Genomic DNA, 15,841 nt, shown 5'->3' with positions numbered 1-15,841 from the left:
CTGAGTCCTATAGTAAAGGGGGCTTATCTTAATAAGCTTTTAGGACAAATGGAGTTGTTTTAATAGAAGTGAGAAACTATATACTTCTTCAGGATATCCTTTCGGTTGAAGAAACAATATGAAACAAAGATTTATCAAAAGAACGGATTAACGAGTTTACAAGTACCATGAATTCTAATGGGGATTGGAACATGGAGGATAAATAATCGACTAGCAGAGAGGGCCGGAATTCTCGATTACGGTTCGAAGGAATGAAGAGTTTCAAGAGCCAATACAACAAAGAGACTGGGGCACAACAGGGGACGGAATCAACCGATAGCGACGAGGATCGACGGTTTCATCGTAGGCGGGTGGTTGGTCCATGCTGCTCGGAAGAGAAAAGCCATTAAAGCTGATGATTGAGTCTGAGGCTGATTAATTTGAAGACACGTAGCCGAAAAGGTCGGCCACGTGTCTTCGGTTTTCTTTTATACTTTTTTTCATAGAAAGTAGCAAGATTTCCTTCGCATTCAGCTGGATGCTATAGGTTGTTGGACTGTATTGCGTCTTCTGTAGATGCTCAACAATAAACCGACAGCAATCATTTCAAGTAGTATATGGGAGCCGCCGAAACTCATGAAAGGCATGGCTGAGCTGGGCAACCCAGATAAACCGAGGTTTATCAGGATGCTCAGGATGAACTGAACGGAGAATGTCGCTGCCAGACCGATAGTGAGAAGTCGACCATAGGAATAATCCATGTTCATGCCCGTACTAATGATTCTCCAAATGAAATATGCAATCAACGCGAACACAATGATGGCGGACAACCAACCGAATGTGTAGATGGTGTACGAAAAGATGAAATCTGTATGGACTTCTGACAAAAGTCCTGGAGTGGACTGTAAGGCACTTCCTATGAAGTCCGCATCTCCCAAAGTCAAACCCGCATACGTGTTAGGTAATGTGGACGTATCTGCTTGGACGAAAAGACGCGCCATCGGCAAAATGGATAAAGGTACAGTAAAGGATAAAACTTGCTTGATGCTGGCGCTAGACACGGACATAATGGCAATGGATACCATCAGGCTGATGAATGTGGCAGCCACTGCCCCAGTCGTTGACAGTAAAAGGATCGGTAAGGCAAGAAGCCCTGCTCCAATCCAGAATTTTCGGATGTCTTTCCAGTTCCATGCATGAAAGATTCCCGCAAAGGATACGGCCAAGAGGTATGGGGTGATTTCCGTGAAATTGATAAAGGCAAAACCGATATTTAAAAATGGGATGCCATCGACTCGGACACCGAGAAGGAGGGTCAATGAAAGAACGAGTAACGTCCCTGCATAAATGTGGATCGAGTGCTTTGCCAGTTTTCTATAATCAAATCTGAACACGACTAGCATGAGCAGAAGTCCGGCTAAGTAAAATACTAGGCTTTTATTGAATACGTTCATCTCATGAAGCGCTGTGATGGTCGAATGAAATTGCAGGTAGTACATAACCAGAAGTCCGAACAGAGAAACCGCGAGAACGGGAAGGATGGTTTGTACATCCAACGGGGCTTTATGCGTCTTGTTTAACTGCTTCCCTAATACTTTCTCATCACCTATATGCGCCAAAGCATCATTTACAGCCTCTTCTTCAGAAAGCCCCCTTCGCATAGCATCCTCTTTGAGTTCCTGAAGATGATCGCCTATCTCGAGCTTGATGTTATCATGTACATCCTTATTCCTGATCCGCTTACACAACCTATCAATATATACTTCGAATTTCTTATCTATTCCCATACGTTTTTCTCTCCATAGAGCACTTGGTCCACTGCATCTTTAAATACGGACCATTCCTCTTTTTTCTCTTGGATGAGTTCTCTGCCCGACTCATTCAACTTGTAATATTTCCTCTTTCTCTTTCCAGTCCCTTCCCCCCAGAAGGAGACGATAAGTCCTTTTTTCTCAAGGGTGTGAAGGATAGGGTAGATCGTCCCTTCCTTGAAACTGAAAATCCCGTCAGACTTCAATTCCAGTTCCTTGATGATTTCATATCCATACCTTGGCTCAGTGTGCAGCAAGCTTAAAATCAACGTGGGGGTACTCCCTTTAAGCAGCTCTTTACTAACTTTCATAGATACCTTCCTTTCATATGCATAGTATTACAATGCATAGTAATTATATGTGTATTGTATCCTGACAAACTAACCTAGTCAACATGTGTTTAGCGGGAAAGGGGTTTCCTTAGTTGGAACGAATGAAAGAGTGTTGTTGAGATTTTGAACGGGGAACTATGTCTGCGCAACATGATGATATTTGAAATGATTTACCTGTGGATAAGGAAAACGATTTGTGAAAAAGGGACTGATAAATCGGGATTTTACTAGAAGAGAGAATCTGAAAGGCTTAAGGTTAATTGTATTAATTACTTTTAGCAGATCTCTATTTTGCATTTAGTGAAAAAATGTACTATATATGCTATGACAACTGAGTAGGTTGAAAGTATAAGAGTATCTCGAATTCAAGTCTTATAGAAACTGGGGCGTTAGTGAAGGTAGGACTCACAAAGCGAAATAAAAAAGCACCTTTAACAAAGTGCTTCTTCAATCATTATTGTTCTGATTAGAATTAACAATCTTGGTGAGCATTGTAATTACTACAATACTAAACATTGTTGACAACAGGGTGCTTCCAATGAGGAACCAAGATACAAAAGACGTTTTGTTCAACAAAGAAATCCTCCTTTTGTTTGCTACTTTTTATAATATCCAAAAAGGATGGAAAACAATCACAATGATCTTCTAAGATAATACGTAATTTTTCTTGGATTTGAGTCTTCAAGAAAAGGGGGCGATAGTTTTATAAGTGCTATCTCTTAGGGTGCTGAAATAATGGTTAGCTTTGAGGTTTTTGATTTTTAATCCTTTTATTGGTAAAATGCATTTACTCTGTTTATTACCTAAATGCTAACGATTGTCCAATAACAGAGCTGACCCGCCTTCTAACCCCAGGCGGGTCTTTTTATATAGTCAAATATATCGGAAGTTAGATAGAATCGCTCACTCAAATTAGAGTGAGTTTTTTTAAATGAAAGGAACCCCCAACTCAATGAGATGGAGGTACTCTGTCTAATGGTTTGGTCGCTATTAATATACAGAGCATTATTAGTATTGCCCAAGAAAAAACACTTATCCTATTTTAAATTGGCATCACACCTAACGAATTATAAACACCCTTCATGTCATTGGGGTATTTTATTGAAGTTTGAATATCTGTGTAAGAAGGGGGGATAGAAATGAGGTATGAAAGTGTTCTGCAATATCCATTTGATATGCTTTCTATTATTAGAAACGGATTACCCATTGGTGGAAAGAGTAACAAAAAGAAAATAATCATTATAGGAGCAGGGATGTCCGGTCTTGTTGCAGGTTCTTTACTTAAGCAAGCTGGCCACCACGTTACAATTTTAGAAGCAAACAATCGCGTAGGAGGAAGGGTTTATACGATTCGTTCCCCTTTTTTTGCACCCGGGAATTATTTTGACGTCGGTGCAATGAGAATACCATCAAATCATAAGTTGGCTATGGAGTATATACATAAATTCCGTTTACCAGTAAACCCGTTCTTCAACACGAACCCTAACGACTTAATTTATGCTAATAATGTTCTTACTACTAGGAAGTATTATGAGTTAAATCCAGATGTCTTAGAATATCCATTAAAACAGAGCGAAAGAGGGAAGACAGCCCAGGAGCTTTTTTTAGAAGCCACCCAGCCGTTCCGTGACTTATACTACAGCAGCCCACCTCAAGAACAAGAAAAGTTAAGAGATAGGTTTTCGCAGTACTCAATGAGAGAATTCTTAAAGTTTAATCCTTATGGTATTAGTCTCTCTGACGGGGCTATTAGGAAAATTGCTGTTCTTTTAGGTATTGAGGGTTTTCCGGAGTATTCCTTTATTGATATATTGACCGATATTGCGTTCCCTATTTTTAGTCAAGAAATAGATTTTGTAGAAATCACAGGTGGGAATGATCGCTTACCTTGGTCATTCTATCCCGGCCTGAAAAGTAACATATGCTTTAACCAACAAGTTGAACGAATTTATAACACCAAAGGTGGCATAAGAGTTCAGACTAAGAATACTTTGACAAACCAGGTTTGTGTCTTTGAGGGGAATTATTCAGTGATAACGATCCCATTCCCTTTAATACAATTCGTGGATATTTACCCTTATGATTCTATATCGTTTGATAAGTACCAAATCATTAGGGAACTGAATTCAATCAATGCTGTGAAGATAGGAATAGAGTTTAAAACCCGTTTTTGGGAGAGGATTGGTGTTGGCAATGCAGTCACAGATCAACCAACAAGGTATTCTTACATACCAAGTCATGGTAGGGGGACTCCTGGACCAGCCGTTTTATTAGCGAGCTACACTTGGGGGCATGATTCAGAGTTATGGACAAGTTTATCATTGGAGGGAAAAGTCAAAGAAGCGCTCACAGATCTTGCTAAAATATATGGAAATGTTGTATACAAGGAGTACTTAACGACTGTGGCTTACGACTGGGCATTGAATCCTTTTTCAGCAGGGGCTTTTACTCTATTTCTTCCAGGACAAGGGGAAAACTTCAGCGCTGTGATGAAAAAAACGGAAGGTCGGTTACACTTTGCGGGGGAAGGACCATCCGATTTTCATGGATGGATTGAAGGGGCTATTGAATCTGGAATAAGAGCGGCCTACGAAGTAAATAAGAGAGATTAGACGCCTAGATAAGTGTTATAAACACTTATCTAGGCACCTAAGTGGTGGTTAAAGAAAGTCAAGTTCGAACAATTGATGGTTACCGGCTTTGGAAAAATAATTCTACGCATCATCTTCCATAAAATATATTATTAAAGTAAAATATTGGTTGTAATGTAATTTTTATTTAATGGAGGAAATAGTGAGTGAAGTCAAATTCTTTTTATGAGCATCTAGTCCAAGAGTACACGAAAAACTTGGAGCGTGAATTAACAGAAAAGGAAAGAGAATTTCTCTTATGGCTTGCGCGTTCACATATAGATAGCAAAGAATAAATATATAGAGGCTTTAATATTATCTTGAAGCTGAGTCTTACATAAACGGGGTCTTTAGTTGAATAAGTCCAATATAAAAAGGACTTCCATAAGATTGGGAGTTCCTTTTTTATTAGTGAGATCAACACTAAATTTTAACATAGCCTAAGAAGAAGAAGAAATGCCGCAGATGAAGAAGAGAAGCTATCCAGTTAAGTTTCTCTGTCCTTTTCTTTGTAGTTATTGTTGAAAATAGGACACTTTATGTGTAATATTACACTAAAGATTGAATGGAGGTAACTACTTATGTACTTAATTCCACTTGTCCTGTTTTTATTTCCTTGTCTGGCTTTCGTCCTCGGCGCTATAGGCTACGCTTACTTCAACAAGCTGTACTTTGCCCCTGGAATCATTTTTGTCATTTCGGTTTCGGCTCAACTACTTTACTTAAACTACTCCTTTTTTACTTGGACCTGTATCTATACCGCTCTCGCCTTCTTTGGAGGGATAACCGCTCATATTCTTCTTCGTAAATTTCAGCCCAGCCGTAAAGCGAAAAAAGTAACGGGGGTCATTCTAATAAGTGCTGTTGTTATTCCTGCACTTATTTTAGCCGGCTCCAGACCCGTGAATGCCGTGATGATGGAAAGGAAAGTGAAGGATCACCTGCAGGAAGAGGGCTATAAATCAAGTGAAATCGAATCAGTGAAAACCTTTCATAGTGGCAAACGGAATACCAATCGGACGAAGCCTACTATTGCAAAGGTTGTGTTTACAGATGATCCTGCTCATACTTATCGTTATATTGAGTTGAAAAAGGAAAATAAGGTCATCCAAATGTGTGAGTATGAGAGGAGTCCGAACTTCTTTACAAATGAGTACACCAAAGAGCGGCCACATATGGTGAGAGGCTGCTATGAATAAGTAAGGTCCTTTTCGGTAGGAGGATGGGTATCCATTTTTTAGCTTATTTTTACCTTTAGTTAGTGGGTTTTCCACTGCGTTCAGTTTATTTCCAGTTATTTTTCCGATAAATCGTAAAAACCTCTCAATTTCGAGTCTTATAGAAACGGGGGCAATATCGCAACAAAATTTGAATAATAACAAGCAAGGAGGAGTTTTTTGAAAAGAAAGACTGTGGCTCAGATATTAATTTTTATTATCGGTGGTTTACTATTTACTTTTTCTATTGATTTGCCTGTATTAGGTTTTAAGAAGTTAGAGTTTATAGAGGAAACTTCAACTCATCAAGTAATTAATTACAATTGGTATGGGAAGGAAATAAGTGAGCAGCCTTTTAAAGGTGAGCCAAAAGAAGCGCTTAACTTATTTCAAAAGCAAGTTAAAATTCAAAAAATTCAAGTGTTCATAGTCGTTTTGGCACTCATGCCTTTGGCGCTATGGTGGAGCAAGGAGAAAAAACGTTATATATATGGTAGTGCTTTTATATTTTTCATCCTAGTTATTATTGATATTATGCTGGTAAACAAGTTTAGTTAGAATGCGAATATGTGAAAAATAAAGGTTAAAATTTGAATATATCTCGATTTCGAGATAATAGCCAGATTTGAAACAATAATGGTATTTTCAAATACGTTTGAGTATTGCAAAGGTATATTTTTTTGATGATCTTATTGTAAATGACAACACGCTTTGACAGTTATTCGATCTCAACAAAGGAGAATAAGGCTGCCGAAGCGGCGGCTTTTTCTATGCCTGCGTATAGATCATCACGAAATGTAGAACGGCCCCAACTGAGTCTGGATTGATATAAGCATGATCTTGATCAGCCTGAAACTTGATCGAATCATACAGTTCTAGCTCATAGATCTCATTTTGGACCCTTACGTTCACACGCCCTTCCATCACAGTGATGTACTCAATCAGACCTTGCTGATGGGCATCTGCACTGTACTCGCTGTTCGGCTCAAGAAACGCTCGATGCGTTTCTAATGAATCGTACCCCTTCATGTTGAACATCGGTTCCAGGACTAAAGATTCGTTTGCGCTAAGTACTTTCTGCCCTTCGTGTTTCTTCGATATTACCACGTCTTGTTTTTCAGCGAGCAGCGATGAAATCGGAATCGCGAGGCCATTTGCAATCTTCCAGATAATCGTTAACGATGGATTCGCTTCTCCTCTTTCAATTTTCCCTAACGTTAAATTGCTAACATCCGTTCGTTCTGCTAGATCTGATAACGAAAGGTTTCGTTCCTTCCTAATCGATCGTAGCGTTGCACCGACTTGCTTCGATAATTTCTCTGGATCTTCCCAGTTATTTTTTCCACTCATACGATACCCTCTCCATCAAACAATTTTACATCCTACTACATATACTATAATATACATATTATTAACTATACTATACAGAAAAGAGCGATTTTATTGAAAGAGATAGCCCTCGGTATTCTTTCGTCGATGTTTTTTGCCGTTACATTTATCTTGAACCGCTCGATGGAACTTGAAGGTGGAAGCTGGATGTGGAGTTCTTCCCTTCGTTTCCTCTTCATGGTTCCCTTTCTACTCCTCATTGTACTGATGAGAAGCAACCGAAAACAAGTTTTTATCGAACTAAAAAAAGAACCTTGGAAATGGCTGACGTGGAGTTTTGTAGGTTTCGTCCTTTTCTACGCCCCTCTAACGTACGCTGCAACATATGGACCAGGCTGGTTAGTGGCAGGCACATGGCAATTCACGATTATTGGTGGGATCCTCATCGCTCCTTTCTTTTTCAAAGTAGAACGAACCTCCACTGGCATCGTGAAACGACGACACCGCATCCAAACAAAATCCCTCGCCATTTCGCTTATCATCTTGATCGGAGTCCTATTGATTCAACAGCAAAAAGCGAGTGAGCTCACGATCGTTCAGGTTATGATCGGGATCGGTCCTGTCATTTTAGCAGCGTTCGCATACCCACTCGGAAACCGCAAGATGATGGAGTTATGTGAAGGAAAGCTCGATACGTTTCAGAGAATACTGGGGATGACGATCGCTAGTTTACCATTTTGGTTGATTATTAGCGGGGTAGCAGTCGCCAAAGTTGGCTTACCGAGCACGAGTCAAGTGACACAATCGTTTATCGTCGCGATCTGTTCAGGCGTCATCGCGACAACGCTATTCTTCATCGCGACGAACCGCGTGAAGCATCACCAAGGAAAGCTCGCTACAGTGGAAGCCACGCAGTCGACGCAGATACTGTTTGTGATCGCAGGTGAAATGCTAATGTTAGCGAGTCCGCTCCCTACAGGATTTGCTTTAGTAGGCGTTCTGTTCATTATCTTAGGAATTATTGTTCACACGTTTAATATGAAAAAGATGAATACGGTCACGGTTGCGAGATCGTTGAAAGCACAATAAAAGGAAGAGGATCCCCCCCCTCTTCCTCTAACGGTTAAGCTCCTAACCACTTCTGGACTTTCGGCACACCAGCGGCAATAGGTAGCGATCGAATAAGAACATAACGACGATGGAAATTCCGGCTAATGGCATCAGAATCCCAAGTACGAGCATGATTGCAAGTACCGCGCTGCACCTTTTTACTTTCTGTTTTCTTAGGTGCTCCTAATTTTCCTTTCAGGTTTTGATCTGGTTTTGTTAACTTAGTAAGGTTCCACCAATACTCTAGCCATTAGGGGAACTAACGAAATTGGTTAGAACAATGTATCAAGTTGGGAATAGAAAATGTATTACCAAACGGGACAAAATCATATTATACAGAAAGTGATGATGTTCAAATGATGAGTTGGCGAATGAATGATGTTGAATATGCTATAGACTCTAAAGGCAATAAATCATAAAGTAGAGATGAAATGATTAAAGTTGCTTCTTCGATCAAATAATTTCAGTATTATTTCCCGGATATACATAAGTACTTATTTACAAAACTCTTTACTGATATCTTGAATTCAAATCTTCAACTAACGGGGGCGATTGCTTAATAAGAGTAATCGTCTTTTCTTTGCATCTGGATAGTTTTTAAACTTACTTTCAAGGTAATAGAGTAATTAATCAGGAAGTGGAGGTTTCAAGAGGATAAGGTGGGATAATTTGAAAACTGCATTTAAAATCATAGGAATACCTCTTTATATTTTCGCGCTAAGTTTATTGATTTATCCTTTCTTCGATATCGATTTAAGTTTATTCGGGCATATAGTAATTGTTATACCTGTCATCTTAATAGCTTATTGGCAAGTTTTCTTCTCCAAGACTAATGAATAATAATTATTCCTTGTAAATGATCAGTTTCTTATGTTTAGATTCTGAGATTTTGATAAGTAGAGCAGCTATTTAAGAGACTATGACTAAATTGTTTATTTAGTTAACTCCTTCAAATATATCTCGAAATCGAGTCTTATTAAAAACGGGGGCGATTGTTTAATAGAGCATTAGCCCTTTATTACATAAGCACAATTAATATCAGTGGTTTAACCTATTTAACTGACGGAGCAGATTAGTGGAAGAGTGTTTTTGTATTATGTTCCGCAATCGAGACATTTTGTTGAGGAGAAATTAGAAAGAAACAATGAAGGTGGGATGAAAAATGTTCGATGCTGGTTGGCTTAACATCGGCAGTTTGGTACTTGGATTAGTAGCTTGGATAATTCCTATTGTTAATCTTGCGTTAGGTAAAAAACAGATGAATAAGAAATGGATTGCTCTTACCATTATCAGTTTCAGCGCTTGCGATATCGCAATATGTTTACAAATTTTTTATAACCTTCACTTAGTAAACATTGAAGACTGGTCTGCTCTGTTGGAAATGCACGGTGTAGCTGTTATTTCAACTGTACTTGTCATTGTTACCATATTATTAAATTCATCTACGTTGTTTTTATATCGGGATAGGGGCGCATTGTAAAACTAACGGCGGCGTTAGTTGTTAATACGCTTAAATTATCTCGAGTTTAAATCTTATAGAAACGGGGGCTTTAGTTGAATAAGCCCAATATAAAAAAAGGACTCCCATAAATTTATGGAAGTCCTTTTTGTTAGAAATATCAACACTAAACTTTAACAGAGCCAATGGGGAAAACATACCGATGTGCTGAGAGGAGCGTCCGTTTTTTTACTTAGTTTACCAATAGATCATGGATAGATGTTTTCATGTGTTTGGATAGTTCCTGAAACATGTCAGCATTAAATTCCTTCATAGGGAGAATTTTGAAATCCTGGTCATTTTCAAAGTCTACATACGTGAGTTTAAACCGGGGTTCCTTTATATCGATTGATGTTCCTTCCATCCCCTTCACTTTTTGGACAGTCACTCCAGCTATGCCACCAATTCGTCGGTACTTTTCTTCCTGGCCGGAGAGAAAATTGCCGAGAGAATAAAAAACGAGACTTTGAGACCCATCTGTATTTTGAATCCATTCCGGTGGCTGCAGCACGTGCGGGTGATGCCCGAGTATAATATCTGCTCCTTGTTCGGCCGCAAAAGCTGCCAATTCCTTCTGGTCAGCACTTGGGTTTCTTTCATATTCCTTGCCGAAATGTAAACTCATGACGACGACATCAGATTTGCTGGAGGCCCGCTTGATGTCAGAGGCAATCAGGTCTTTATCAATCCTGTTCACCAGGTAAGGCTTCCCATCTGGGGTCGGAATTCCATTTGTTCCATAGGTGTAAGCCAAAAAGGAGAAAGTGATGTCATTCTTTTCGATCGTTGTGATCGTGTCTCTTTCCTCAGGTGACAAGTAGGAACCCACCTTTTCAATTCCTAGGAAATCCCATTGATTAATCGCGTTTTCAATAGCGGGAACACCCCGGTCCAGGGTGTGATTGTTGCTCATAGAAACAATATCAATGCCGTTAGCTTTTAACGTATCCCCTAATTCAAAGGGCGTGTTGAATGAAGGATAGGTGGATACGCCGATTGCTGCACCACCCATGATGCTTTCTGAATTCGCAAATGTAATGTCAGCACTTGAAAGATGGGAAGAGACCTCCTGAAACATAGGATTAAAATCATAGCCTGAAGAAGTCTTCGCATCATTGTATACTTCTTTATGTATTAACAGATCCCCCACGGCTGCGAGAGAAACTTCTGTCACTTCTGTCACTTCTGTCACTTCTGTCACTTCTGTCTTCTTCGTTGGTTTGTATAGCGTTCTCAGATCGGATGACACGCGTTTTTCCATGTCTGCTTCGTTCGGTTGGGAGAAGATGGTGGAACCGCCAATGAAACTAGTAATCAAAATAATCGCTAACATAATAAGCAGGCTTTTATTTTTCATCAAATCCTCCTAATTTGTAGATCTTTTGATTCAATTTTCCTAAACCACCAAGAAAATCCTTGAGAATAATGTGAAAGAGCATTTACAGAACCTATATGAGCAGGCACATGCGGTTTTTTGTGGGACATAAGCGGAATAGTTTCGACATATTAATATTTATATTATATAAGGATCGTTAAATTTAGGCAAATTATCCCATGATTATTTATTCTCCCCTAATATATATGAAAGAATGTAAAAGGAACCAAGTCAAGAGAGCCCTTTTTTTAGCGGAACGATCCTTTAAGACACTTTGTTAAAGCGAGTAAAAAATCCAAAATGTATGATTTGAGTAAGGAATATGCAAGTAAAGATAAATTGCTTTCCGTCGCTATGATTAATTCGAAGAAGAGAAATGATGTTATTCATTGATATAACAAGTGATGGCAAAGGTCTGGTGGTGAGTATGGAGGGTGGTAGATCAACTGACAAGGTGTATGAAATTATAAATGGGGCGCAGGATGCATAGTACTGCGTTTTGCGGGAGCACCGTCGTGATTAAGGGTCTTCCACAAACGGGGACGTTCGTTTAATAAGTCAAAATATCCAAAAATGACTTCCACAAAAGCTGGAAGTCATTTTTTATGGGTAATATCATCACTAAACTTTAACATAAAAAAACCGACGGACTCATAATGAGACGGTCGGTTTTGGGGTTTCTTATGCTTGAGTATTCTTTTTAGACAATCGTTTTCCGATGGTTAAGGTAAGACCTGTGAGGAAAAGAAGTAATCCATTGCCTACGATAACAAGACCGACGAATGCTCCATACAGTGCTCCTCCAGCGCCACTCAGCGGTACCAAAATAGCACCTGTTAAAAAACCAAGTATAACACCCGCAGTTGCCAGTAGAAGACCGGAACCCCATAAATGTAAACGTCCATTTCTATACCACTTAATGGTGTAAACGTTCACCAGGATTAAAAAAATAAAAAGAAGTATAGTAAGCGCTCCATCCAAATCCTTCATGCAGTCCCTCCTAAAATAAATTCTTATGTTTAATATATGGTACATTGGAATATTTTACAAAAAATTCACTGTCCTAAATGATCAGATATGCATTAATTTCAAGTCTTAAACAATCGGGGGAGTTTCTCTACTATAGAGAAGCGTCTTTTAGGTCGTTACCATTAAACTCATATGATACGCTAACATTCCTAGGAATCTTTAATAAAAAGGGACCTCAATCATTCGATAGCCTTGAGTATATGGAATATTTCATGTCCAGAAGGATCGCCAAATATGATTGATGGTTAGACTGACCATAAGAGTGGAGAGATGACTACTAGTGAAAAATACGACACAAATTAACAAGCACATACTGTTACTGGTATTTGTTTTTATATTTACAGGGTGTAGCAACGAATCACCTGAAGAGGCCATAAACAATGGTTGGTCTAGTGAAATAAAAGTAAATGAGATACTTTCTAGTCAGAAAACAGATGATGGAATAGTCGTTCTTTTTACTGCCCAAGGTGCAGGCGAAGGTGACAGAATTGAAAAAGTGGGATTCGCATTACTAAAGCGTCAGAGCGATAAAGATTGGGATTTCATTGTTTCTGATATGACCGCCATCACTGATGACTCATTTAATGCAACACACAGCGTCTTTCATTATGAAACAGTTAAAGGAAATGTAAAGGAGATGCCTATAGCGTTTGGGTACTTAAACAATGAAAACATTACTACTGTAACAGCATATGTGAACGACCAGGAAGAAGAAATAGAAATAATAAACACTGAATCGGGTCGATACTTCTATCAAGTGAATGCTTGGGGACCAATAAAATTCTTAAATGAAAAAGGGAAAGTTATTGACCGTTACGGCATCTGAAATTCAATCATAGTGTGAGTAAGCTAGAGTTTGACTAAGATATCCTGATTTCGAGTCTTAAAGAATAGGGGGGATGGCTGAATATCTTAACGTGCGGGAAAAAATGAAATACAACCATTCAGTAGGAGTGATTTAAAGTGAATCGAGTTGATGTTTCTTATGCCTTTATCTTTAATGAGGTAGAAGAAAAAGTTTTGATGGTTAAGAATCAAGGGAGTGGTTGGTCTCTTCCCGGTGGGGCTGTGGAGGTAGGAGAAACATTTGAACAAGCAGCCATACGAGAAACTAAGGAAGAAACAAATGTAACAATAGAAATTGAAAACGTAGTTGCTGTAAATGAAGCATTTTTTGAAAATAAAGGCCAACATGCTCTGTTCATTACATACAAAGGAAAGATTGTAGAAGGTGAGATCCAAATCTTAAATAAAGATGAGATCGATGAAATTAAGTGGATAAATATAGATACCGCAAACAAGCTGATGCCTTACCATCCGGGTGGGGTGAAAAGTTTGCTTCACTCATCTGCTCCCTATACATTCCAAGGTTAAGAGTTCGGATATAATATCTTTAGATTCTTCAAGAATAAAGGGCGATTTTTAATTAAGAGGCATTTTCCTTTTTTTGTGTTGGAAAAGTTTGTAAACCTACGCATTTGGCAATAAAGATCAATGAGTGATTCAAGGGAAGATTCTTGTGTATGAGAGAGTGATGTCAATCTAAGATACGTTTCCTTTTTCAGAGTGGAAAGTTAAGCTGAGATAATAATTGCCGTCTTTCTTACCAGTTGAATTAGACACTCTTCTGAGGCTAGTTTCAAAAGGAAAATATAGGTGGTTGAGGTGTTAAGTTATTTAAAATTCTTCTTATTTTTAATTGTCGGCCTTTCCCTATGGCAGTTGCTGTTCACCTCATTTAACCCGTTAGAGGTGATTGCTTTCTCTTTTTTTATGACTTTTTTCAAATGGGTATATGAGGTGACTTGGGAAAGGAAATAAGATCGTGCTGATTAACTTTGAATACATGTTGAGATTAACTTAAGGATATATCAATGAAATAACCCTGCAAAATGGTGCCCATAATGTCGGGTGGCGTGATTAAACTCCTGTTATTCTTTTGATGGAAGGAGGTCATAGGAATGGATTTGCTTAAGGATATGAATATTGCCATGAAGTATATTGAAGAAAACCTTACGGACGAAATAGACTACAAGGTAGTGGCGAGTTTAGCCTATTGTTCAGAATATCATTTTAAACGTATGTTTTCTTTTCTTGCAGGAATTACGTTATCGGAATATATTCGTCGTAGACGACTTAGTATGGCAGCATTTGAGCTTCAAAATAGTAATGTGAAAGTGATCGATGTGGCGATGAAATATGGATATCATTCACCGGATTCCTTTTCAAGAGCTTTTCTGAAATTACATGGTGTCACACCATCAGAAGCAAGAAACAATGGCAAGCATCTAAAAGCCTATCCATTGATGACCTTCCAACTATCAATTATGGGAGGAAATGAAATGAACTATCGAATCGAACAAAAAGAAGCATTCAACATTGTGGGGATCATGAAGCGTGTCCCGATTATTTTTGAAGGAGAAAATCCGGAAATTGCTGCGATGTGGCAATCCTTGACGAAGGAAAAGATTGACGAGTTACAACAACTCTCGAACGTTGAACCAGAGGGAATGATTCAAGCATCTACGAACTTTTCAGAAGGTCGGATGGAAGAAAAAGGAGAGCTGGACCAGTATATCGGAGTAGCGACAACACTTGAAAACAGTGGGAACTATTCAAAACTTGAAGTTCCTGCCCTGACATGGGCGATCTTTGAATCAACAGGACCATTTCCTAACGCCCTCCAGGAAACTTGGGGGAGAATTTATTCAGAGTGGTTCCCATCATCCAATTATCAAGTGACGGAAGGACCCGAGATCTTATCGATCAAAAATAAAGATTTAACCTCACCATCAGTGAAATGCGAAATTTGGATCCCAATTTTGAAAAAGTAATATACGGTTTGAGATGTATCTCTGAGCTGTTGCGACAGTTCAGGGATATTTTTTATTACTCCACGCACAGAGGATAGATCGTGGGAGTAACCAATTCTATCATAAGCTTAATGGTAGGTATCGGATTTTCTGATTCATGATCATCTCAAATGTTACCGCTATGCTTTATTATTTGGTAGATGGTGGTATAATGGCCAAAAAGCGGAGGTGCTCGGATGAGTGAAGAAAAAAAGATCACGTTTATGCTGCCTGATCAACAAAAAGAGGCGTCGATCGCAGATACCTCAAGCCAAAAGTACTTAGAATTTTTACCGGATGAACTAACGGAATTGGTCGATTCTTTTCAGGGGTTTGAGTTGGATACGATTGAATTACACGTGACAGGGGCCCTTGATTCTGGTGGAGCGACGAAACTGTTTGTGGATTTTTCAGGAGAAGCGGGGATGAAATTTACGTTGAAGAAAAAGAACGATCACAATGAATAAGGGTTAAATGCCCATTCCATGGTAGTTATCTTAATTTCTATTCTTCAACTTAATATGACAATGAATGACCAACGTAGGGAACCCATTCTTAATGAGGTTCCTTTTTATAAATCCAAATAGAATGTGTTATCACCAATAGCGTTGCCGAATTGCCATCACGGCTAGAGAGGCCTCTATTAGTCTCATTTTTTTAAGCAGAACATTGTGCATTG

The 15,841-nt window shown here is 38.9% G+C and carries 14 protein-coding genes; 9 read left to right on the top strand and 5 right to left on the bottom strand.

Annotated features, from left to right (window positions below):
- Positions 1-509: 509 nt before the first annotated feature.
- Positions 510-1,766, bottom strand: coding sequence for an FtsW/RodA/SpoVE family cell cycle protein (locus tag GLV98_RS10265; RefSeq protein WP_160914777.1), 1,257 nt, complete (start codon positions 1,764-1,766; stop codon positions 510-512).
- Positions 1,757-2,101 (bottom strand): PadR family transcriptional regulator, encoded by a 345-nt coding sequence (locus GLV98_RS10260; RefSeq protein WP_160914775.1) that lies wholly within the window; start codon positions 2,099-2,101, stop codon positions 1,757-1,759. Before GLV98_RS10260 ends, GLV98_RS10265 begins: the two co-directional genes overlap by 10 nt.
- Positions 2,102-3,261: 1,160 nt before the next feature.
- Here GLV98_RS10260 and GLV98_RS10255 point away from each other — a divergent pair.
- The 3 genes from GLV98_RS10255 (at position 3,262) to GLV98_RS10245 (ending at position 6,527) form a co-directional block, all read left to right on the top strand.
- The gene (locus tag GLV98_RS10255; protein ID WP_160914773.1) at positions 3,262-4,734 is read left to right on the top strand and encodes a flavin monoamine oxidase family protein; all 1,473 of its coding nucleotides are present in this window, start codon (positions 3,262-3,264) and stop codon (positions 4,732-4,734) included.
- A 599-nt stretch (positions 4,735-5,333) separates the two neighbouring features.
- A complete protein-coding gene (locus GLV98_RS10250) occupies positions 5,334-5,951 on the top strand; it encodes a DUF2651 family protein (protein WP_160914771.1) in 618 nt (205 codons plus the stop codon).
- A 198-nt stretch (positions 5,952-6,149) separates the two neighbouring features.
- Positions 6,150-6,527 carry a hypothetical protein gene (locus GLV98_RS10245; protein ID WP_160914769.1) on the top strand — a complete coding sequence of 126 codons (378 nt, stop codon included), beginning with the start codon at positions 6,150-6,152 and terminating at the stop codon, positions 6,525-6,527.
- A 210-nt stretch (positions 6,528-6,737) separates the two neighbouring features.
- On the opposite strand, the gene GLV98_RS10240 is transcribed toward GLV98_RS10245, so the two are convergent.
- On the bottom strand, positions 6,738-7,319 hold the full coding sequence (locus GLV98_RS10240; protein WP_160914767.1) for a helix-turn-helix domain-containing protein: 582 nt from the start codon (positions 7,317-7,319) through the stop codon (positions 6,738-6,740).
- A 93-nt stretch (positions 7,320-7,412) separates the two neighbouring features.
- Between GLV98_RS10240 and GLV98_RS10235 the strand changes: the two genes are divergently transcribed.
- Together GLV98_RS10235 and GLV98_RS10230 are read left to right on the top strand one after the other, a co-directional pair.
- Positions 7,413-8,387: a DMT family transporter gene (locus GLV98_RS10235; RefSeq protein WP_160914765.1), complete on the top strand. Its 975-nt coding sequence runs from the start codon at positions 7,413-7,415 to the stop codon at positions 8,385-8,387.
- Between the two features lie 1,183 nt (positions 8,388-9,570).
- A complete protein-coding gene (locus GLV98_RS10230) occupies positions 9,571-9,888 on the top strand; it encodes a hypothetical protein (RefSeq protein WP_160914763.1) in 318 nt (105 codons plus the stop codon).
- Between the two features lie 211 nt (positions 9,889-10,099).
- On the opposite strand, the gene GLV98_RS10225 is transcribed toward GLV98_RS10230, so the two are convergent.
- Positions 10,100-11,263 (bottom strand): CapA family protein, encoded by a 1,164-nt coding sequence (locus GLV98_RS10225; RefSeq protein ID WP_160914761.1) that lies wholly within the window; start codon positions 11,261-11,263, stop codon positions 10,100-10,102.
- Positions 11,264-11,962: 699 nt separating this feature from the next.
- On the bottom strand, positions 11,963-12,271 hold the full coding sequence (locus GLV98_RS10220) for an inner-membrane translocator (RefSeq protein ID WP_160914759.1): 309 nt from the start codon (positions 12,269-12,271) through the stop codon (positions 11,963-11,965).
- 319 nt (positions 12,272-12,590) lie between these two features.
- Between GLV98_RS10220 and GLV98_RS10215 the strand changes: the two genes are divergently transcribed.
- From GLV98_RS10215 to GLV98_RS10200, 4 genes are all read left to right on the top strand, one after another.
- Positions 12,591-13,136, top strand: a complete 546-nt coding sequence (locus GLV98_RS10215; RefSeq protein ID WP_160914757.1) for a hypothetical protein — start codon at positions 12,591-12,593, stop codon at positions 13,134-13,136.
- A 137-nt stretch (positions 13,137-13,273) separates the two neighbouring features.
- On the top strand, positions 13,274-13,684 hold the full coding sequence (locus GLV98_RS10210) for an NUDIX domain-containing protein (RefSeq protein WP_160914755.1): 411 nt from the start codon (positions 13,274-13,276) through the stop codon (positions 13,682-13,684).
- Between the two features lie 587 nt (positions 13,685-14,271).
- A complete protein-coding gene (locus GLV98_RS10205) occupies positions 14,272-15,144 on the top strand; it encodes an AraC family transcriptional regulator (RefSeq protein ID WP_160914753.1) in 873 nt (290 codons plus the stop codon).
- 215 nt (positions 15,145-15,359) lie between these two features.
- The gene (locus tag GLV98_RS10200) at positions 15,360-15,629 is read left to right on the top strand and encodes a hypothetical protein (RefSeq protein WP_160914751.1); all 270 of its coding nucleotides are present in this window, start codon (positions 15,360-15,362) and stop codon (positions 15,627-15,629) included.
- The last annotated feature ends 212 nt before the right edge of the window (positions 15,630-15,841 follow it).

Origin of the sequence: Halobacillus litoralis (assembly GCF_009856415.1) — a bacterium.
Lineage (GTDB): Bacteria > Bacillota > Bacilli > Bacillales > Halobacillaceae > Halobacillus > Halobacillus litoralis_C.
This window is presented reverse-complemented; position numbering and strand designations above follow the sequence as displayed.

Bases quoted from the DNA above. Each gene is read 5' to 3' on its own strand.
- GLV98_RS10205 (WP_160914753.1), top strand. From the start codon at position 14,272: ATGGATTTGCTTAAGGATATGAATATTGCCATGAAGTATATTGAAGAA.
- GLV98_RS10225 (WP_160914761.1), bottom strand. From the start codon at position 11,263: ATGAAAAATAAAAGCCTGCTTATTATGTTAGCGATTATTTTGATTACT.
- GLV98_RS10240 (WP_160914767.1), bottom strand. From the start codon at position 7,319: ATGAGTGGAAAAAATAACTGGGAAGATCCAGAGAAATTATCGAAGCAA.
- GLV98_RS10220 (WP_160914759.1), bottom strand. From the start codon at position 12,271: ATGAAGGATTTGGATGGAGCGCTTACTATACTTCTTTTTATTTTTTTA.
- GLV98_RS10255 (WP_160914773.1), top strand. From the start codon at position 3,262: ATGAGGTATGAAAGTGTTCTGCAATATCCATTTGATATGCTTTCTATT.
- GLV98_RS10230 (WP_160914763.1), top strand. From the start codon at position 9,571: ATGTTCGATGCTGGTTGGCTTAACATCGGCAGTTTGGTACTTGGATTA.
- GLV98_RS10200 (WP_160914751.1), top strand. From the start codon at position 15,360: ATGAGTGAAGAAAAAAAGATCACGTTTATGCTGCCTGATCAACAAAAA.
- GLV98_RS10250 (WP_160914771.1), top strand. From the start codon at position 5,334: ATGTACTTAATTCCACTTGTCCTGTTTTTATTTCCTTGTCTGGCTTTC.
- GLV98_RS10260 (WP_160914775.1), bottom strand. From the start codon at position 2,101: ATGAAAGTTAGTAAAGAGCTGCTTAAAGGGAGTACCCCCACGTTGATT.
- GLV98_RS10265 (WP_160914777.1), bottom strand. From the start codon at position 1,766: ATGGGAATAGATAAGAAATTCGAAGTATATATTGATAGGTTGTGTAAG.